This window comes from Pseudoalteromonas sp. 1181_04, from assembly GCF_052850545.1.
Genome location: NZ_VXCS01000008.1, coordinates 154,825 through 175,057, shown reverse-complemented (window position 1 = coordinate 175,057; position 20,233 = coordinate 154,825). Strand labels below are relative to the sequence as shown.

Here is a 20,233-nt window from a genome sequence, read left to right as displayed (position 1 = left end):
ATGCAACGTCGCGGAAACATTGTTAATTTAGGTATTAAAGAGTTGCGTAGTTTATGGCGTGATAAGGTTTTGCTGCTATTCGTTTTTTTTGCTTTTACTGGGTTGATTTATGTTGTGGCTTCAGCCACGTCGATAGAGTTAAATAATGCGCCGATTGCAGTTGTTGATCACGACCAATCGCAATTATCTAAGCGTATTATTAATGCCTTTTATGAGCCTTACTTTAAAACGCCAGACAGTATTTCATTAAGCGATGTTGACTCAGCTATGGATAATGGCCGTTATACTTTTGTGCTTAATATCCCGCCTTATTTTGAGCGTGATGTACTTGCAGCTAAGCAACCTACAATTCAAGTAAATATAGATGCTACGCGCATGTCGCAAGCATTTATTGGTGATAACTATATTCAAACTATTATTAACGGCGAAGTAAATGAGTTTGTGCAAGGTTATCGAACCGTTTATTCACTGCCAATAAAGCAATCGGCGCACATTATGTTTAATCCAAACATGACAAGTGTATGGTTTGGTAGCGTGATGGAATTGATGAACGTGATCACAATGATTTCGATTATTTTAACTGGCGCCGCGGTGATCCGTGAACGCGAACACGGCACATTAGAGCATTTATTAGTGATGCCGTTAAGCCCCTTTGAAATAGTGATGGCGAAAATTTGGGCCAATGGGTTAGTGATTTTATTACTGACTACGTTTTCATTATTTATTGTGATCGAAGGTTTATTACAAGTGCCTATTCATGGCTCGGCGGGCTTATTTTTATTTGGCGTTGCGATTCATTTATTTGCGACCACATCGCTGGGTATATTGTTGGGAACGCAGGCGCGCACTATGCCGCAACTCGGGTTATTGATGATCTTAATTTTATTACCATTACAAATGCTCTCTGGCGGTGTTACGCCGCGAGAAAGTATGCCTGAGGTGGTGCAAAATATAATGTTATTGGCGCCAACAACGCATTTTGTAAAATTTGCTCAAGCAATTTTATACCGAGGGGCAGGGTGGGATGTAGTTTGGCCTTACTTTTTAGCGTTAGTTGTTATTGGCAGTGTGTTTTTTACTGTTGCATTAATGCGCTTTCGTAAATCAGTGGCGCAAGGTTAGGGTAATATACCAACCTGCATAAATATTTGAACAATTTAACGAATTAAATCACCCTATAACGTTGTTAAAAATTTTTCATTTAGAACAACTAGATATCAAAAATTTTGCCTAGTTATAGAGCAATTTTCTTATCGTTAAAATAGATCCCATATCCAAGCAGATTGGTATTAAATATAACGCGTGTTTTCAAAAAAGTGGCTGTGATAAAGCCACCCGTTAACGTTAAAGCGCTAATGGGTGGCTATTGAAGTATGGGGGAGTGATACCATCCGCAATAATAATTAAGCGAATGGGTATGACTTAGTTTAGTCTTGGGTTAATTTCTAAAGGAGACAGCGTAATGGTCGCATTACTGCTTGCTCCTTTATATTCTTGATAGTCTTTGTTTTCAAACAGCGTGTAAAAAACATCAACATAATCGTCATTATTAGTAAACCATTCATCCGGCATTGCTTTTAGCAGTTCATTGGTCAGCTTAGGGATAATGGCATAACCCTGCGCTTGTAAATCAGGAATGCTCGCCATCACTTGCTCTGATATTTCTAATAATTTTATTGCTAAAGTTTTATAGTTGGTGTTGTCATCTTGTTCCATTAAGAGTAAATCAACCGCCTGCCAACGATAACGCTGCCAATGAATGAGTACCTGATTAGGGCTGTAATCGGTTTGATCATGATCTAAATACGGTAAATCAACGATATCTAATATTGGTTCATCTCGGGTCGGGTCGATACCCGTTACAATGGCATAAATTTCAGCACCACCTGAGATCCAAGGTTCTTTGTCATCTTCTAAGCGTATTTTTTTCAATACACTGGTTTGCAGAGGTTTTTCATTGCTTAACTGGTTTTGTGGACTAACCGTGGTTTTACTGAATTTGTTAGCAGATAAAATTCCTCTCATTACTGCAATACCCGCATCTTGTACTTTTTGTTGATCTAATTCGACAATAAATACAGGTTGGGTCGGCATTTGATCAACACTAAGATAATGAATGTCACCATACTGATCGAACGCTTCAATCTCGCTCCATTGCGAATCGTCACCAGCAGGTGCAAATGCAAATAAAGGGCGTTCGCCTTGCTGCCAAGCGCTAAGCATTGTGTCACTTGCCAAACGCACTTGTAACAAACTACCGGTGTTTTGTGGTAAACCTTTAAGTTGTTGTAACGCGCTGTTTGCTAAACGAGTATTTTGTTGTGTGTGCATGCCTAAAGACGGTAGCTGGTCCGCATTCAAAACCAGTTTATATTGGCTTAGCGTTTGTTTAAGATCAGCGTTTAATACACTGTAATTAAGCGCTATTTGTTTTGCGAAATTGCGTTTAATGGTGGTTACGTCTTTGTATTGCGCCAACTTAGACAAGTTTTCACCTTTTTCGATTTCATATTGAGCTGAAAAAGCGGGCGCTGATACACAGTTCAACAGCGCTAAAGTTGCTAAGCACTTGGTTATTTTATTCATCATATTTATTTTACCGTTCCGTAATCAGTAACGCTATAAAACAATACTTAGAATAAATAATCAAATAAAAATTATAAAATACGTAATTAGTACTGGTTTTAAGTTGCGCTCAGACTCTAAAAAAATACCAAGACGCTGTGATAGAGTAAGTTTTATATAAAGAATGAATCTATTACAAAAAATTATTTTACTAAAAAGTAATTGCTATATACATCAGTGGCTTATCTTTGGCTTGATAGTTGCTGTAACTACTACTCTAATAACAACACAAAGGATTAAACAATGACCGATATAGCACATTCAGCGTTTATAGCATTTTATTTATATTTAATTATGATGTTAGTACAGTGGGCAGTGGCGACGTTTAGTAAAGCCAAACAGCCTGAGGCTGTGCCAGGAAAAATTGATAAAGACCTATCTCATGAGAGTTTTATATTTAGAGCGCATCGCACCTTTCATAACACATTAGAAAACAGCGCGTTATTTATAGGAACGGTTTTATTTGCTTTTGTGATGAATTACCACAGTTCGGTTTTTGCAATCTGTATTTGGGTTTACGTCATTGCACGTTTAATTCATATGGCACTGTATTACGCAATTGCCACCGAGAAAAACCCCAGCCCGCGTAGCTACTTCTTTTTGATTGGCGTAATTGCGAATCTAGTTATGCTGGTGATGCTAGGGCTAAGATTAGCCAGCTAATAAAACCTGATAAAGCGAGAAGCATTATTTGCTTCTCGTTTTTAAATTTAATTATCTACTACAGGTTTTTTTGTGCGAGAAACCCAAAAGCAAATTAACGAACCAATCGTCACCAGCACAACACCTTGTTAAAAAGAGTCAGCTAAAGCAACGGATAAGTAAATAGAGGCAAACACAGTTGAAAAAATAGGGGTAAAATAAGACAAGGTGCCTAAAAGTATCATATTACCACCTATAACGGCCTGATTTCAAAAAGCATATCCTGACCCAATAACAAGAGTATCGAGACTGGAAATACGATGATCTACTTATGGAGCTTGAATTTAAGGCAAACGATATACTCTTGCTTATTTCAGCTTAAATAACTATGAATTGTATGCTGTAACCTGGTACGAAAAATGGATATTGGGACGTAAGATTCAGTTTAATTCGTCATCACCGATGAAAAAGATACGTACAAAATTTCGGCGTTTTAATCGGAACTTCACAAAGCAAACTATTGTTTTCTAACCGACCTTTTTCTAAATATATTTGGTTGCCATCCCCAGTGTAGGGAACCGAGCCGTAAAAATACGGTAATAAAGAGTGCGCCTAAAATACACCAAACATAAGGTACTTCTAATAGAAACAGTGTGGCATAAGTTAAGCCACCAGATAGACACGCGGTGGAGTAGAGCTCTTCGCGCATGACAAGGGGGACTTCACGGCATATTACATCGCGCATTAGACCACCAAAGATGCCCGTGGTCATGCCCATAGTAATAGCCACAATCATCGTAGTGCCTTCGATTAAGGATTTTTCAATGCCAACAATATTAAAAATTGCCATGCCCAAAGCATCGACCAGCAACATGTAATAGTTTGATACGTGAGGTAAATGACGAATAAATATTACGGCGATAAATATGGCGCTGTATGTTGCGTATAAGTAATCCGGTTCGGCTATCCAAAATACTGGCTGGTTTAACAATACGTCGCGCAGTGTGCCACCGCCGAGCGCTGTTACTGACGCGACAACCACAACACCAAAACCTCCTATGTTTTTTTCATGGCCCATTAGAGTACCTGAGATGGCAAAAAACGCTACCCCGATCAAATTTAACAAATGAAAATAGTCAGATGCCATTGTGGTCTCCATACCATTACCAAAAAAGTAGCCTATTAGGATAGCGTACTGATGATTTATTTAGCCTGAACATAGGTATTGTGCATGATTAAGTTTTAAAACAGTGCTTGCAGCGCTCTTATATTCTCAGTACAAGAATGCAAATAAGCGCTGATACAGCTAAATTCGGCACTATAAATTGACTTAAAGCGCAAATAAATTGAACGCATTAAATGGTTGTTCGTCCATAAATCATTGCTATTAGCTGTTGTTATAGTTATAACTGATGTTGGTTGTTTCAGAAGTTTCTGAAAGTAAAAAGGAGGTTGCCGAGTGTTTTGCACTCAAATTACCAGGATAATACCCATCTAATGCGCGTGTTTTGCGCCTCTCTAATTGGAGAAGTAAGTGAATAAACATGTTTTTGCTGCTGCCGCCCTCAGCTCTGTTATGGGCTTTACGCTTCCAGCGTTTGCTGATGTTCCAAACCCGACTGATACCCCATATTCCGGCACTATAAAAATAGCGGTTGATGCCACAGATCTAGCTCATCGTATTTTTAAAATAAACGAAACTATCCCTGTTAATGCTGGTGAAATGACTTTGCTTTATCCGCAATGGATACCTGGACATCACTCACCAGTTGGACCAATAAGTCAGTTGGCTGGATTGAAAATGTCAGCAAAAGGTAAAGTGATCGAATGGCAACGAGATCCTGGCAACGTATATGCTTTTAATCTTAAAGTTCCTAAAGGTGTACGTGAGTTGCATGTTGAATATCAATTCTTGTCACCACAAAGTTCAGCGCAAGGGCGCGTTATGATGACGCCAGAAATGCTAAATTTACAATGGGATACAGTAGCGCTTTACCCTGCTGGGCACTATAGCCATAAAATTAAATTTCAACCGAGTGTAACGTTACCAAAAGGGTGGCAGTTTGCTACTGCACTTGAAAAGTCTTCGCAAAAAGGTAATACAGTTACCTTTGAGGGAATTGATTTTGAAAACCTTGTAGACTCGCCAATGTTTGCCGGTAGCCACTATAAGCGTGTTGATTTAAACCCAAATGCAGATACTCCGGTATTCTTAAATGTCTTTGCCGATAAAGAAAAAGATCTTGAGATCAGTGCTGAAGGGTTAACAGCACACCGTGAGCTTATTCAACAAATGTATGCGCTTTATGGTGCACATCACTTTGATCATTATGACTTTTTACTTGCCCTGACAGATAAGTTAGGCGGTATCGGCATGGAACATCATCGCTCAAGTGAAAATAGCGCGAAAGAAAATTATTTTACTGACTGGGATAAGTCATGGGTCGGTCGCGATTTATTAGCACACGAATTTAATCATTCATGGAATGGTAAATATCGTCGCCCTGACGCATTATGGACACCGACCTATAACCAAGTTAAAGAAGCTAATGGTTTATGGGTATATGAAGGGCAAACACAGTTTTGGGGGCAAGTCATTGCGGCTCGTTCAGGACTTTGGAGCCAAGAAAATGCGATGGATATGCTCGCTCGTTTAGGTGCAACCTATGACCAAGGACGCCCTGGCATGGCATGGCGTAATATTTTAGATACAACCAACGATCCAACTATCGCTCAGCGTTCATCTTTGCCTTATCGTAGTTATCAAATGAGCGAAGACTATTACTCTGGTGGAGAATTAATTTGGTTTGCGGTTGATGCAAAATTACGTGAATTGAGTAACAACAGTCATTCATTAGATGATTTTGCCCAGAATTTTTTTGGCGTAAACCCAGGTGATTGGAATGTGTTGACCTACAAATTTGATGATGTGATTAACACGCTTAATGGTATTGAAAAGTATCAATGGGATGACTTTATTAATTCGCGTTTAAAAGGCCATGTTAACTTATCTAAATCACTGGAAGACCAAGGTTGGAAATTGACCTATAACGATAAAGCCTCTGATGGCATTAAAGCAATTGAAAGCCGCTATAAATCAACTGATTTACTTTATTCTCTGGGCTTCTCGGTAAATAAAGAAGGCAAAATGCGTGACGTATTATGGGATAGCCCTGCATTTAATGCGGGTCTTGCGCCAAGTATGCAAATTGTTGCCGTTAATAATACTCAGTTTAGTGCTGATGCACTCAAAGATGCAGTGACGGATGCTAAAGGCTCAAAAGCGCCAATTAAGCTCTTGGTGAAAAACTTTGATCAGTACAGTGAAATTCAGATCGATTATCATGATGGCCTTAAATATCCTCACCTTGAACGTATTGAAGGTAAGCCTGACTATTTATCACAACTACTAACCGCACGATAAAATAAATCCGCGTAGGTTTATCAATACTTTTAAATATACCCACAGAGTGTGGGTATATTTATTTCATGCCAACCGATTATGATTTTGCATGTACGTTGAAGTTATGGTTATTTTTTCATTGCAAAGTAATCCACAACTAACTGCGTCATAGCATTCACGCCTAATTGCAGTGCTTGCTCGTCAGCGAAAAACTGTGGTGAATGATTACTTGCTGCCGTTTTTGCATCTTGACCTTGTGGGGTAACACCTAAAAAGAAAAACAATCCAGGAGTTTCTAAAGCGTAATAGCTGAAATCTTCAGCGCCGGTGATCAAATCAGTGGTAATGATATTCTCAGCCCCAGCAACTTTAGTTAGTGTTGGCGTCATTTTTTGCGTGAGTTTTACATCGTTTACGGTGACAGGGTAGCCGTGGTCGATATGTACATCAGCTTTAGCACCACCGGATTCAGCGACCATTTCAGCTGTTTTCACTAAACGTTTTTTGATATCAGCGCGCATTGCTTGGTCAAAGGTGCGAATCGTGCCAATTAACTCGACACTATCCGGAATGATATTGGAACGTACGCCGCCATTAATAGCACCAAACGAAATAACTGACGGCGCTTTAGTAACATCAACTTGGCGAGATGAAATTGTTTGTGTGGCCATAATTATTTGTGATGATGCCACAATCGGATCAACACCATTCCATGGTCGTGAACCATGAGTTTGGCGGCCTTGTACATTGATTGTAAATGAATCTTCACTGGCCATAAGCGGACCTTCACGGAAGCCAATTTGGCCTGTGTTTAATGAACTGGTTACATGTAAACCAAACACGGCATCAGGTTTTTCTTTAAATAAGCCTTCTTTTAGCATGAGTTCAGCACCGCCTTCTTCACCTTCTGGGGCACCTTCTTCAGCTGGTTGAAAGACAAATAATACATCACCCGCTAAGTCATCTTGAATTTTAGCCAAAGATTCAGCTACAGCCATTAGAATAGCGACATGGTTATCATGGCCGCAGGCGTGCATAACACCTACTTCATTACCACGGTAGGTTGAGGTCTGAGTTGAAGCAAACGGTAAATCAACTTGCTCAGTGACAGGCAAGGCGTCCATATCGGCACGCAGTGCCACCAAAGAGCCTTTTTTACCACCTTTGAGTTTAGCAACTACACCAGTATGGGCTATCCCAGTTTGTACTTCGAGCCCCAGTGCTTTTAAATGTTTAGTAATGTATTTAGCCGTTTCAAATTCGCGGTTACTAAGCTCTGGGTATTGGTGAAGATGGCGTCGCCAAGTGATCACTTTTTCACTTACACTGTGGTTAGCTTTTTTTAGATTCTTGTTGAGCTGTTGATCAGGAGCTGCTGCAAAACTTGGTGCAGATAACGTACTTAGCAATAACCCGCTGTAAATAACTTTGTGTAACATAGTGATCCCTTTTATTATTTGATTATTAAAACTAATGTAGAGTAAACCGATATGAATGAACAGGACCGTGCGATAATTAACCAAGGAAATTGGTTTAGTAGCCGCTCGGAAGAATTTCAACACCAGCTATTGTTACATGCAAAAGTAATTAAACTCGATGCGGGTGAAGCATTATTTTTAAGAGGAGATGAAAATGCGGGTTTATACGCTGTTGTTAATGGAGTTATGCGAGTTAGTGGAGTAAATGGAGAAGGTAAAGAAGCGGTACTGAGTTTTATAGATCCCGCTATTTGGTTTGGTGAAGTTGCTTTATTTGATGGTGGTTTGCGTACCCACGATGTTTATGCACAAACACCCGCTCGATTGCTACATGTACCGCATCGGGCACTGATACAATTATTAACAATCACGCCTGTTTATTGGCATGATTTTGGTGTTTTACTTTCACAAAAAATGCGGCTGCTGTTCACTTCATTAGAAGATCATGCTTTATTAACTGCACAGCAGAAAGTCTGTAAACGGCTGGTTATGATGGCAACCATGTCGCTGCCCAGTAATACCGCTACTATTATGTTATCGCAGCAACAACTCGCAGATATGACCTATTTAACTCGTCAAACTATTAATCAAATCTTGCAGTTATTAAGTGAAAAAAAGCTTATTTCCCTGCATTACCAGCGTATAGAAATTCTTGATAAACAACAGCTGGCTTTACTTGTACATTAGCTGTGCTATTTTTTACCTGATATGGGTTCACTGGCCTTAAATTTGCTTTATAAAATAAAACTATCAATGGATTCGAAGCAATAACCGAATTGCCAGAAACGGCAAAAAATAGCCAAGCTGATACTGTTAGTAGCCTTAAAAACCCTTCATATGGAAAAGACTTTTTAGAAGAAGTAAATGAAGCGCTTATTTATCAACGACTAGGTGTTGATAAAGATTAAATAGCTGAACATAAGGCCGCGATTGAAAAGCTGACAGAAAAAATACAACAGCAGGGGGGAATGACGAATTAGCAAAACAAATGGAATCGTTACAAAAAATGCTTGGACAAGAATATCAAAAAGGCCGTGAGTTACAATCTAAAACTCCGGATCACGATAAAGGTAAAATCATAAGCGCATTTGTATAAGTGGATTTTACAAATGTCGGGTAGAAGACATTGTTACGTTGTGTTAACTGCTAAAGTAAATAATAAGATAATTATATAAAGTAAAGAAAATGAAAACACTGCAACAACAACTGGGCAATTATGGCTTATATCACCGTTCAAAACGCAATGTACTCACACACTTTTTTGGTATTCCACTCATTGTATACGCTGTATTGTGTTTATTAGCGCGTATTTATTTACCGGTTGCTGATCATGTTATCAATGGCGCTCATGTTTTTGTGTTAGCTACTGTGATTTATTATTTACTGCTTAATGTCTCACTAGGTTTGATAATGGCTGTTATTTTAGTAGTAATGAGTATAGCGGCTGCGCCAATTGCTTCACTTAGTTTTACTAGCTGGTTAGCTGTTAGTATAGGTGTTTTTATTTTTGGCTGGGTTTTACAGTTTATTGGGCATTATTTTGAAGGTAAAAAACCAGCTTTTGTTGATGACTTAATCGGGCTTATCATTGGGCCATTATTTGTGCTTGTTGAGGCGCTTTTTTTACTCGGACTATATAAACAACTTGAGCAACAGATCACAGACATTGCGGGTCCTACAAAGCCTTAATAATAATCATAGGTAGAGCATGAACTTTAATAATAAAACGGTGTGGATCACCGGGGCATCATCAGGTATTGGTAAAGAGTTAGCGATACAGTTAGCACACTTAGGCGCTAATATTATTTTATCAGCCAGAAGTGCAGATAAACTAAATCAACTTTGTAGCGAGTTACCGGCTGGACAACACAAAGTAATACCTCTTGATTTATCACAACCTGAGCGGGTACTTGAGTATGTTACAAATAGTATGGCTACGATTGGTAACGTTGATATTTTAATTAATAATGGTGGCGTGTCGCAGCGTAGTTTGTTTTTAGAAAATGACTTTATTGTGTATCGTCAACTTATGGAAGTTAACTATTTTGGTTTGATTGCGCTAACTAAAGCGGTATTACCGAGTATGGTTAAAAATGGCGGCGGCTGTGTAGTATCAATCAGCAGTGTCGCAGGTAAAGTTGGCTCTAAGTTCAGAACCGGTTACTCAGGCTCTAAATATGCAGTCGTTGGTTTTATGGATTGTTTGCGAGCTGAAGTGGCCGATAAAAACATTCATTGTTTGACTATCTGCCCAGGCTCTATAAAAACGGCTATTGCTCATAATTCACTTAATGAACATGGTATTGCGCAAAATAAGGCTGAATACTCCATTGAAAATGGTATGGATGTAACGGCTGCTGTGAAGCAAATGGTCAGTGCAATAGCTAAACGTAAAGATGAAGTGGTGGTTGGCGAGGGGATCAGTGGCTGGGCTCCGACTATAAAACGTTTCTTTCCTAGTTTTTTTAATCGTATGACAGCGAAAAAGAATTATCGTTAAACAAACGATGAATAATACCGTGCTGGTATGCATTAACAACGGCTTTATAGTTTATAAATTAGCTATAAATTGATTTTTCTGCTGTATTAGTAAACAGTTGTGCGTAGAACGATGGGTTAGAGTGTAGAAAAAACAGGCGATCGTTTATGCTCTCGCTGGAATTGGTCTTTTATACTTGCACCGATAATTATATGCCCTTAAAGTAACTAAAATTATGTAAACGAGTGATGAATACTGTGGAACAAAAACAACTTAAAGAATTAACACCAGAAGAACAAGAACAAGCAAAGCAGCAAAGTATTGCATGGCAACGTGAGTGTTTTCAAAATGCACAAAAGCATTTAGCAGAGAAGGGCGTAATGCCAAAAACTTTGCTAGAAAAAGAAAGCCGCTTTATCGCTCCGTTATGTGCCCTATGGAAGTTTAAAGGCCAAGACGGTAAAAGTTATTGGGTTATCACCGGTCGCTTACCAACGGATCATGCGTTAGCATCAGTTGCCGAAAATGCGCGTGATGCGCTGCGATATTTTTCTCTGCAATGGCAGTTAAAAGCAGATCAAATTATGCAAATTGGTGGACACGATAAAACTAAAGTTGATTTTGCAAACCTACTAATTAATCGTGCGCATGGTATTTATGAAATGTACGAAAAAGAACAGCTGTGGGCAAATGAAGTTAATTAATCTGAAAGCTTATTTATAATTTTAACTTAAAGATTTTAATATAAAAAACAGCTTTAAAAATTAAAAAAGCGAACGTGTTATGTGGAGTTACACATTAATATGTTCGCTTTTTTTTATGCCTATTGCATTAAATTGGTGGTTTTTAACTCGCTAGGATGGCCATTTTTAATAAATTTTTATCAATGCACCAGTGTAAATGGTTTCGTATTGAATTTATTAATGGGGCATTGCATACGAAGCCGTGGAATACCTGCTTCCATAAACACACAACCTTGTTGTTCAAAGCCATTACGTTTAAATCGTTCTACCTCATTTAAAATACAATTAATGCTGACGCAATCACAACCCTGCTGTTGTGCAAGCTCAACAATATAATTCAGCAATGAACGATAGACGGAGCGATTACGGTGCTCTGGCAGCACCGCAATACGGCCAATAAGGCCATCGCTACATAATCGGCCTGTTGCAACTGGGCCTTGGCTGTCATCTGTTACCAGTATATGATGAGCATATCTATCAAGATTATCAAACTCGATATGTTTGGGAATATGTAGTTCACATACAAATACCCGCTCTCTGATCTGTTGTAGTAACTCCTTGCCTATATCCCATTCTACCTTGTTGATATGATAGCCCATACAAACACACTCCTAGCAAAACCAAATCCCCTCATTAATTAGTGTAGTAAAGGTTTGTATAAAAACTAAACTATTTTTTGAACTATTTAGTTGCTCTGCTGTCACCATAGTATGGTCAGTGAGTAATTTAACCGCAGTTAAGTCACTAACAGGGAGTGGGTAGTTTTCACCATTTACGCTGAGAAGTATTTCTTTTTCAAAAACTTGATACAATGCACGGGTGCCACCGAGGCGCTCAAAAATCACATCATCATCATTCAATAGCTCAGCTATTTGCTCACTATCAAATAAATCTTCTGGCGGCATTAAATCCATTTCATGCTTAGGTTGACTAAGTGTATTACCTAACCAAGATTTAAGTAATGCGTCGTCATTTAGGGCCGCTTGCATTAATAGTTTAATGTTTTCGACTTCGCAAGCTTGGATCTCACCTTTAGAATCGCGCAGTGTTATTGCAGGATCTTGATAACGGCTATTTCCCGCTTCTTTATCAATAATGTGATCAGCAAAGTTTGATAATAGATCGCGTTGATTTGGTGCACGAAATCCGATCGAGTAGTTTAATGCGTTTTCTACAGCATAACCTTCATGTGGGCAGCCCGGCGGGATGTATAAAATATCGCCTGGTTCTAGGATGCAATCAATCACGGCTGGAAATTGTTCAACTTGTAATAAACTTTTATTTTGTGCAAATTGTTTTAGTTTATTATCTGGCATACCGACACGCCAATGACGCTTGCCTTCACCTTGAATAATAAATACGTCATATTGATCTAAATGCGGACCGACTCCACCCCCAGGCGTTGAAAAGCTGATCATTAGGTCATCAATACGCCAATTAGGAATAAACCGAAATGGTTCCAGCAGCTGCGCAGCATTAGGGTGCCAATGATCGACTGCTTGTACGAGTAGGGTAGAATGTTGCTCGGTTAGTAATTCAAAATCTTCAAATGGGCCATGATGCGCTTGCCAGTCATTATCATGATTAGTGATAATACGCGATTCAATGCTCTCTTCCATGGCAAGACCGGCAAGCTCATTAGCATCAAGCGGGTCGGCAAAGTCTGTAAACCCTTGCTTGATCAAGAGCGGTTTTTTTTGCCAATACTGTGTTAGAAAGTCTTGCTCGGATAAGTCGTTAATCGTTAATTGATACATGCTGCGCCCATTAAAATGAAAAAAGCGAAAGGCAAGAGCCTTTCGCTTTATAGTGTATATAAAATAAGTTGTCGCAGAAAGCTTAAACTAGGTTGTCGATAAACTCGACAGCACGACCAATATAGTTAGCCGGTGTTAGTTTTTTCATTTCTACTTTTGCTTCTTCCGGTAACTCTAAACCATCGATGAAGTCAGCCATGATCTCTTGATTTACACGTTTACCACGGGTTAAATCTTTTAGCTTTTCGTATGGTTTTTCGATACCGTATTTACGCATTACCGTCTGAATTGGCTCTGCTAGCAGTTCCCAGTTCTGATCTAACTCGTCAAGTAAACGTTGCTCGTTTACTTCTAACTTGCTTACACCTTTTAGGGTTGATTGGTATGCAATTAGCGCATAACCCATACCAACACCTAAGTTACGCAGTACTGTTGAGTCAGTAAGGTCACGTTGCCAGCGAGATACCGGCAGCTTTTGCGCTAGATGAGCGAAAATAGCATTTGCTAGGCCTAAGTTACCTTCGGAGTTTTCAAAATCAATCGGGTTAACTTTATGTGGCATAGTTGATGAACCAATTTCACCCGCAATGGTTTTTTGTTTAAAGTGATTTAGCGCTATATAGCCCCATGCATCACGGTCAAAATCTAATAAGATAGTGTTAAAGCGAGCAATCGCATCAAATAACTCGGCAATGTAGTCATGCGGTTCAATTTGCGTTGTAAATGGGTTGAATGTTAACCCTAGGCTAGTTACAAATTGCTCAGCATGATTGTGCCAATCGTAATCAGGGTAGGCACTGAGGTGAGCATTGTAGTTACCTACAGCACCGTTGATTTTACCTAGCATTTCAACTTGTGCAATTTGGTCACGTTGACGCTTTAAACGCATATATACGTTGGCAAATTCTTTGCCCATAGTTGAAGGTGTTGCAGGTTGACCGTGAGTACGTGTCATCATTGGTACTGCTTTGTACTCAATGGCTTTTTCTTTAATTGCATTAAGTAGTTGATCACAGTAAGGAAGTAATACTTCGTTACGTGCTTCAGTGAGCATTAAACCGTGAGACAGGTTATTGATGTCTTCTGATGTACATGCAAAGTGAATAAATTCATTAATTGCATGTAACTCGGCGTTGTCAGCTACTTTTTCTTTTAATAAGTATTCAACGGCTTTAACATCGTGGTTTGTAGTACGCTCGATATCTTTTACACGTTGCGCATCGGCTTCGCTGAAGTTATCAACAATCGCGTTAAGTAAAGCATTGGCTTCGTCGCTAAATGCCGGTACTTCTTTGATCGCATCAGCTGCTGCAAGGGCTTGTAACCAACGAACTTCGACTGTTACACGGTATTTTATCAAGCCAAATTCGCTGAAAATACTGCGTAGTTCAGTGGTTTTGCTGCCGTAGCGACCATCCACCGGAGAGATAGCTGTTAACGCTGAAAGCTCCATAATAACTCCTAAATTTTAGTTTTGAACGATAATTAAATATGGTTTTTAGCAATGGCGATAATTCTTCTTTTCGCAAAGAAAAAGTGACGGCGTTTACCGCCCATTTGTCGCCATAATACTGCACTGCGAATACCTGCTAATAATAATGCACGTATTTTGTGTTGTACTAATTGCTGTTTTAGTAAGTCAGGCTTGCCATAAACCTGAATTCGGTGCCCTAGGGGGCTAAGCACCTTTGAATAAATATCGGCAAGAGCCGTAATAACAGTGTCATCAGTAATAGCAAAGTGATCAAGACGTCGCTTGATATCATCAATGCTTTTACCAAGCTCTGCTAAGCTACTTGCTTTTGCGCTCAGTGCACGCTCAAGTTGCATTAAACCGCCAACGTATTTGACGATTTCAACATCTTTCTTTTCACCTGCACTGAGTTGATCAAGTAATATTTTATAACCATCTCTTAGATTCTCAGTGCCTTGATACACATCACTGGGTGAATCAGGGGAGGTTTGTACAATACTGGTTAATAGTTTTTCTAATTCGTAATCGTTGCTACTGCCGTACTGCGCTATTTTTTGAACTTGTTTAGCAACTTGGCACATGGCTGCTAATGCCATGACTTGGTGTTCATTCATTATTTGATCACCGAATCAATAATACCGCCACCTAAACATATTTCGTTGGCATAAAATACCGCAGATTGTCCTGGGGTTACTGCTTTTTGTGGTTCATCAAATAATACTCGGGCAAAACCATCATCGCCAACGAGCAGCGTACAGTTTAGGTCTTCTTGACGGTAGCGAGTTTTTACCGTGCAGCGGGTGGTAGCTTTTGGTCCAACACGATCAACCCAGTGTAATTGGTTGGCATTTAGTCCATTGCTGTAAAGACGCGGATGGTCTTTACCTTGACCAACAATCAATACGTTGCGTTCTAAGTCTTTATCTACTACATACCATGGTTCGCCAGAGCCTTCTTTCATGCCACCAATTAGCAAACCTTTACGTTGACCGAGAGTGTGATACATCAAGCCTTCGTGCTCACCAACGTTGTTACCGTCTGTGTCTTCAATAACACCCGGTTGTGCAGGTAAGAATTTTTGTAGGAAGTCTTTAAACTTACGCTCACCGATAAAGCAAATACCGGTACTGTCTTTTTTATCGTGGGTAATTAAGTCTTGCTCTTCAGCAATGCGGCGCACTTCAGGTTTGGCAATATCACCAACTGGGAACAGCGTTTGTGCAATATGTTCATGACTTAATGTGTATAAAAAGTAGCTTTGATCTTTGTTATCATCAAGACCACGACACATAACGTATTTATCATCGCGTAATTCACGGCGTACATAATGGCCCGTGGCTATAAAGTCAGCGCCAAGCGCCGTTGCTGCAAATTCTAAAAAAGCTTTGAATTTGATTTCTTTATTACACATGATGTCAGGATTTGGCGTACGGCCTGCTTTATATTCAGCAAGAAAGTACTCAAATACGTTATCCCAATATTCTGCGGCAAAATTAACTGTGTGTAGTTCAATCCCCAGCTTGTCACAGACTGCTTGCGCGTCTTTTAAATCGTCGGCAGCAGCGCAATATTCATCATTATCATCTTCTTCCCAGTTTTTCATAAACAGGCCTTCAACTTGATAGCCTTGTTGTTTTAATAAATAAGCTGATACAGAAGAATCAACACCGCCGGACATGCCAACGATGACTTTAATGTGACTATTTTCGCTCATGGATAATTTCGCTTATACAGGTTGCTGTCATTTACACTACTAGAGCTTATGCGAACAAAACAGGGTGATAAAAGCAACCTTGATTGACTACATAGGCTATGAAAGGCCGCGATTATAGCATGTAAATCGACGGCCAAGCCACCCAAAATATGAGTTTTGTCGTGGGGTTAAGTGTGTATAAAAATCTTTGCGTAATTGAGCATTAAGGATATACGGGGGGTTAAGGCTATAAGTTTAGCTTCTAAGCTTGATATGGCTGAGTTTAAGTTGCAAAGGCTCTTTCAGCGATAGTGAAACTTAAACTCATGTATATGTAAGTTGTTATTCTACACCAATAAACCCGCCGGTTTGGTGTGTCCACAACGCGGCATAAATGCCATTTTGTGCCAGCAGTTCTTCATGGCTACCTAGCTCTACAATGCCGCCCTCATCAAGTACGATGAGCCGATCCATTTGTGCAATAGTGGATAGTCGATGCGCGATGGCAATGACGGTTTTACCGGTCATTAAATCATCAAGACTAGCTTGAATAGCCGCTTCAACTTCAGAATCGAGCGCGCTGGTGGCTTCATCTAAAATTAATATCGGGGCGTTTTTCAGCAGCACCCGAGCAATGGCGATACGTTGGCGTTGACCTCCAGAGAGTTTTACGCCGCGCTCACCCACTTGAGCTGCAAAACCTTTGTTGCCTTTGCTATCTTCAAGGTCATCAATAAACTCTAGCGCTTTGGCTTGTTTAGCCGCTTTCATCATTTCTTCATCGCTGGCATCTGGGCGGCCATAAAGGATATTTTCTTTGACTGTCCGATGCAGTAAAGAAGTATCTTGGGTAACCATCGCAATGTACTTACGCAGGCTTTCTTGACTCACTTTTGAGATATCTTGGCCGTCGATGTTGATACTACCGCTATCAATATCGTAAAAACGTAGCAACAAATTAACGAGTGTTGACTTACCAGCGCCAGAGCGACCAACAAGACCTATTTTCTCTCCGGCCTTGATGTTGAGATTTAAGCCATTGATAACAGCGCCGCGATTCGTTTCGTTTGCGGCTTTACCGTAGTTAAAATGCACATTATTAAAGTCAATTGCACCTGTGGTTACACTTAATGTGCTGGCATCAGGCAGATCATCGACTTCAATTGGGTTTGATAACGTTTTCATACCATCAGCGACAGTGCCGATGTTTTCAAACAAGCCACTAATTTCCCACATGATCCACTGTGCCATGCCATTTAAACGCAGAGCTAAGCTTACCGCAATTGCAATTGCGCCGGCACTAATGGCGCTCAGAGTCCATAAATACAAAGATAATGCCGCAACACTAAATACTAATAAGTAGTTAAGCGTTTGAATGGCAAAATTTAAACTGGTAACTAAGCGCATTTGCTTATACACAGGTTGTAAAAATACATCCATGCTGTCTTTTGCGTACTGCTCTTCACGTTGGGTATATGAGAACAATTTAATAGTCGAAATATTAGTGTAACTGTCAACTATTCGGCCGGTCATCTCAGAGCGAGCGTCTGCTTGCGAGCTAGCCACTTTTTTGAGCTTAGGTACATAGTACATTTGGATCAAAATATACAGAGCTAACCATACAAGCAAAGGAAGCATTAAGCGCCAATCGGCTTCGGCTACTAAAAACACCATAGCGCCAAAATAAACCACTATGTACATTAATACATCAAGTAGTTTCATCACGGTTTCACGCACCGCGAGGGATGTTTGCATTACTTTGGTGGCGATGCGCCCTGCAAATTCATTTTGGTAAAAGCTCACACTTTGGCGAAGCAAGTAGCGATGTGCTAACCAACGAATTGACATCGGGTAATTACCTAACAAGGCTTGGTGCAATATCGCAGAATGAAAAAACACCACGATAGGTAGGACAACAAGTAGCACTATCGCCATTTTTATGAGTTCAGATTTTTGCTCAACAAATAATGTTTCAGGGGTGTAGATACTTAGCCAATCAACAAGCTGGCCCATATAGCTAAACAGTGATACTTCTAAAATCGCGAGCAATGCTGCGCTTAGCGACATAAAAAATAGCGAGACTTCCATACCTTTAGTGTAGTGACGACAAAATGCAAATAGCGTCGCAGGAGGCTGGGTAGGCTTTTGTTCGGGAAACGGCTTGATCATCCGCTCAAATAATCGATACATTTTAATATCTTGAATAGCAAAAATGGCGTTAACTATATCACTGAAAAGCGACAAAAACAGGTTTGCATAATGATCTTTTTGCTTGTTCGTCGGTTATTACAAAACAACAGTGACTACCATTTTATTTTGCCAATCAGCATATCTTTAAACATCACCCAGTCTGCCCATAAGCTATAAAACGGGTATTTGAACGTAGCAGGGCGGTTTTTCTCAAAGAAAAAATGACCAACCCAGGCAAAACCATAACCAATAATGGGTAGCAACCACAACAGCATAAATTGTTGGCTATACAGCACATACAAAACGATAATAAGCACCAAAGAGCTACCAAAAAAATGTAACCGTTTGCAGGTAATATTTTTATGTTCTTGTAAGTAGTATGGGTAAAACTTCTTAAAGCTAGTAAATTCTGGTGTACTTTTCATATCACATATCTTGTTAATGCTAGCTATTACTTGAAAAAAGGCGTTGGTGTGTTTTAAACGCATACTCGTCAGTCATGCCACTTAAATAATCACAAATTACTCTGTGTGTATTACCATTTTGTTGTTGTGCTAGGCGAAACACATTTGCTGTGGTTTCAGGTAAAAGTCGTAATGGTTCGCAGGCAAATGCTTCAAATAATTCAATAATTAACTTTTGTCCTTTAAACTCAATTTGCTGCATATGTGAAGCACGAATGAGTCGTTGATAAATAAATGACTTTAAAGTCTCAAGTAAATGCTGATAACAGTGGGGTAGTTCAACGGTGTAATTTAAAATTGGATTTTCAAACTCAAGTTCTGTGTGCACAATGGATGATTGAGTAATAAATAAGTTTACTAATTCCCCAATCACATCTTTACGTTGTGCTTCGCTACCTAAAAATAGCCGCTCGGTTAAGTTACTGTCGCCAAGCCACTCACATTGCACAAGCTCAAGTGCGGGTAAGGCATGATTTTGCCACTCTTTTAGGGTGATTTGCTCTGTTGCAATTGCGTCTTCAAGGTCATGTACGGCATAAGCAATATCGTCGGCAAGTTCCATAATTGCTGCATCAAGGGATTTAAAACTGGTTTTAGATCTAAACTCATCGACGGCCTTAAAATCGCCTAAGCGTTGTTTATCAGCGTCAGATAAAGGCGCTACAATCCAGTCAAAGGTCGCTTTATCATCCTTGTATAAACCTTTTGCTGGACGCCAGTCGTCAGCTTTTATAAATGCACGTTGCGGATCATGATGTGGGATGGTGTGCCATAAGTCATCAATAAAAGCCGGGTATTTTATAAAGCCAAGCAAAGTACGGCGGGTTAAGTTCATACCATGACCATCACTGTATGGTTCGAGTCTTGAAACAATGCGCAGTGTTTGTGCATTGCCTTCAAAACCACCATGTTCACGCATCATGTAGTTAAGGGCAATTTCACCGCCATGGCCATAAGGAGGATGGCCTATATCATGCGCCAAACAAAGCGTCTCAAGCAAACTAGGGTCGGGAAAATGTGTGAAGTCAGGGTGTTGTTTCTCTAAATGACGAAGTAAACCACTGCCAATTTGCGATACCTCTAAAGAATGAGTTAATCGTGTACGATGAAAATCATTTAGGCCAATTCCCATTATCTGAGTTTTAGCTTGCAAACGTCTAAATGCAGCTGCATGGATTATCCGGGAGCGGTCTACTTGCCACGCTGAGCGATTGTCATTAGGGCGAAACTTGTTTTGATTTATTATGCGGCTTTGCCAGTCTAATTCCATTAATGAGTATCCGGT

At 39.8% G+C, this 20,233-nt stretch carries 19 protein-coding genes and 2 pseudogenes; 9 read left to right on the top strand and 12 right to left on the bottom strand.

What is annotated here, in order from left to right:
- Entirely contained in the window at nucleotides 1–1,122 is a 1,122-nt protein-coding gene (locus FW757_RS08725) for an ABC transporter permease (RefSeq protein WP_182794015.1), read from the top strand.
- 300 nt (nucleotides 1,123–1,422) lie between these two features.
- Here FW757_RS08725 and FW757_RS08720 read toward each other — a convergent pair whose 3' ends face one another.
- Nucleotides 1,423–2,589: a DUF3103 family protein gene (locus FW757_RS08720; protein WP_182794016.1), complete on the bottom strand. Its 1,167-nt coding sequence runs from the start codon at nucleotides 2,587–2,589 to the stop codon at nucleotides 1,423–1,425.
- A gap of 279 nt (nucleotides 2,590–2,868) precedes the next feature.
- Between FW757_RS08720 and FW757_RS08715 the strand changes: the two genes are divergently transcribed.
- Nucleotides 2,869–3,288, top strand: a complete 420-nt coding sequence (locus FW757_RS08715) for an MAPEG family protein (RefSeq protein ID WP_446441113.1) — start codon at nucleotides 2,869–2,871, stop codon at nucleotides 3,286–3,288.
- 47 nt (nucleotides 3,289–3,335) lie between these two features.
- On the opposite strand, the pseudogene FW757_RS08710 reads toward FW757_RS08715, so the two are convergent.
- Nucleotides 3,336–3,566, bottom strand: a pseudogene (locus tag FW757_RS08710) (EamA family transporter); the annotation flags it as partial.
- On the opposite strand from FW757_RS08710, the pseudogene FW757_RS08705 reads away from it, so the two are divergent.
- A pseudogene (locus tag FW757_RS08705) lies at nucleotides 3,563–3,798 on the top strand (ClbS/DfsB family four-helix bundle protein); the annotation flags it as partial. The pseudogenes FW757_RS08710 and FW757_RS08705 sit on opposite strands and share 4 nt — an antisense overlap.
- Here FW757_RS08705 and FW757_RS08700 read toward each other — a convergent pair.
- On the bottom strand, nucleotides 3,785–4,414 hold the full coding sequence (locus FW757_RS08700; protein ID WP_182717403.1) for a trimeric intracellular cation channel family protein: 630 nt from the start codon (nucleotides 4,412–4,414) through the stop codon (nucleotides 3,785–3,787). The pseudogene FW757_RS08705 and the gene FW757_RS08700 overlap by 14 nt on opposite strands.
- Before the next feature lie 387 nt (nucleotides 4,415–4,801).
- Between FW757_RS08700 and FW757_RS08695 the strand changes: the two genes are divergently transcribed.
- Nucleotides 4,802–6,691 (top strand): M61 family metallopeptidase, encoded by a 1,890-nt coding sequence (locus FW757_RS08695; RefSeq protein ID WP_446441112.1) that lies wholly within the window; start codon nucleotides 4,802–4,804, stop codon nucleotides 6,689–6,691.
- A gap of 107 nt (nucleotides 6,692–6,798) precedes the next feature.
- On the opposite strand, the gene FW757_RS08690 is transcribed toward FW757_RS08695, so the two are convergent.
- Complete coding sequence (locus FW757_RS08690; protein WP_182717404.1) at nucleotides 6,799–8,109, bottom strand: amidohydrolase; 1,311 nt, start codon at nucleotides 8,107–8,109, stop codon at nucleotides 6,799–6,801.
- 51 nt (nucleotides 8,110–8,160) lie between these two features.
- On the opposite strand from FW757_RS08690, the gene FW757_RS08685 reads away from it, so the two are divergent.
- The 5 genes from FW757_RS08685 to FW757_RS08665 all read left to right on the top strand — a co-directional run bounded on the left by FW757_RS08685 (nucleotide 8,161) and on the right by FW757_RS08665 (nucleotide 11,331).
- Nucleotides 8,161–8,835: a Crp/Fnr family transcriptional regulator gene (locus tag FW757_RS08685; RefSeq protein ID WP_446441111.1), complete on the top strand. Its 675-nt coding sequence runs from the start codon at nucleotides 8,161–8,163 to the stop codon at nucleotides 8,833–8,835.
- An 89-nt stretch (nucleotides 8,836–8,924) separates the two neighbouring features.
- Nucleotides 8,925–9,056, top strand: coding sequence for a hypothetical protein (locus FW757_RS08680; protein ID WP_259398447.1), 132 nt, complete (start codon nucleotides 8,925–8,927; stop codon nucleotides 9,054–9,056).
- 277 nt (nucleotides 9,057–9,333) lie between these two features.
- Complete coding sequence (locus tag FW757_RS08675; RefSeq protein ID WP_145233124.1) at nucleotides 9,334–9,837, top strand: Mpo1 family 2-hydroxy fatty acid dioxygenase; 504 nt, start codon at nucleotides 9,334–9,336, stop codon at nucleotides 9,835–9,837.
- A gap of 19 nt (nucleotides 9,838–9,856) precedes the next feature.
- Nucleotides 9,857–10,648: an SDR family oxidoreductase gene (locus FW757_RS08670; protein WP_149982537.1), complete on the top strand. Its 792-nt coding sequence runs from the start codon at nucleotides 9,857–9,859 to the stop codon at nucleotides 10,646–10,648.
- Between the two features lie 227 nt (nucleotides 10,649–10,875).
- A complete protein-coding gene (locus tag FW757_RS08665; protein WP_446441110.1) occupies nucleotides 10,876–11,331 on the top strand; it encodes a DUF4826 family protein in 456 nt (151 codons plus the stop codon).
- 179 nt (nucleotides 11,332–11,510) lie between these two features.
- On the opposite strand, the gene FW757_RS08660 is transcribed toward FW757_RS08665, so the two are convergent.
- The 8 genes from FW757_RS08660 to FW757_RS08625 form a co-directional block, all read right to left on the bottom strand.
- A complete protein-coding gene (locus FW757_RS08660) occupies nucleotides 11,511–11,969 on the bottom strand; it encodes a GNAT family N-acetyltransferase (protein ID WP_145233126.1) in 459 nt (152 codons plus the stop codon).
- A gap of 12 nt (nucleotides 11,970–11,981) precedes the next feature.
- Nucleotides 11,982–13,127 (bottom strand): ribosomal protein uL16 3-hydroxylase, encoded by a 1,146-nt coding sequence (locus FW757_RS08655; RefSeq protein WP_446441109.1) that lies wholly within the window; start codon nucleotides 13,125–13,127, stop codon nucleotides 11,982–11,984.
- An 82-nt stretch (nucleotides 13,128–13,209) separates the two neighbouring features.
- The gene (purB, locus tag FW757_RS08650) at nucleotides 13,210–14,580 is read right to left on the bottom strand and encodes an adenylosuccinate lyase (RefSeq protein WP_145233128.1); all 1,371 of its coding nucleotides are present in this window, start codon (nucleotides 14,578–14,580) and stop codon (nucleotides 13,210–13,212) included.
- Between the two features lie 32 nt (nucleotides 14,581–14,612).
- The gene (gene hflD, locus FW757_RS08645) at nucleotides 14,613–15,215 is read right to left on the bottom strand and encodes a high frequency lysogenization protein HflD (protein ID WP_149982535.1); all 603 of its coding nucleotides are present in this window, start codon (nucleotides 15,213–15,215) and stop codon (nucleotides 14,613–14,615) included.
- Nucleotides 15,215–16,315, bottom strand: coding sequence for a tRNA 2-thiouridine(34) synthase MnmA (gene mnmA, locus FW757_RS08640; RefSeq protein WP_446441108.1), 1,101 nt, complete (start codon nucleotides 16,313–16,315; stop codon nucleotides 15,215–15,217). The genes hflD and mnmA overlap by 1 nt, the downstream gene beginning before the upstream one ends.
- Before the next feature lie 321 nt (nucleotides 16,316–16,636).
- Nucleotides 16,637–18,484 carry an ABC transporter ATP-binding protein gene (locus tag FW757_RS08635; protein WP_446441107.1) on the bottom strand — a complete coding sequence of 616 codons (1,848 nt, stop codon included), beginning with the start codon at nucleotides 18,482–18,484 and terminating at the stop codon, nucleotides 16,637–16,639.
- 113 nt (nucleotides 18,485–18,597) lie between these two features.
- Nucleotides 18,598–18,909: a DUF962 domain-containing protein gene (locus FW757_RS08630; protein WP_149982533.1), complete on the bottom strand. Its 312-nt coding sequence runs from the start codon at nucleotides 18,907–18,909 to the stop codon at nucleotides 18,598–18,600.
- A gap of 19 nt (nucleotides 18,910–18,928) precedes the next feature.
- The gene (locus FW757_RS08625) at nucleotides 18,929–20,218 is read right to left on the bottom strand and encodes an anti-phage deoxyguanosine triphosphatase (protein ID WP_149982532.1); all 1,290 of its coding nucleotides are present in this window, start codon (nucleotides 20,216–20,218) and stop codon (nucleotides 18,929–18,931) included.
- Nucleotides 20,219–20,233 lie beyond the last annotated feature (15 nt).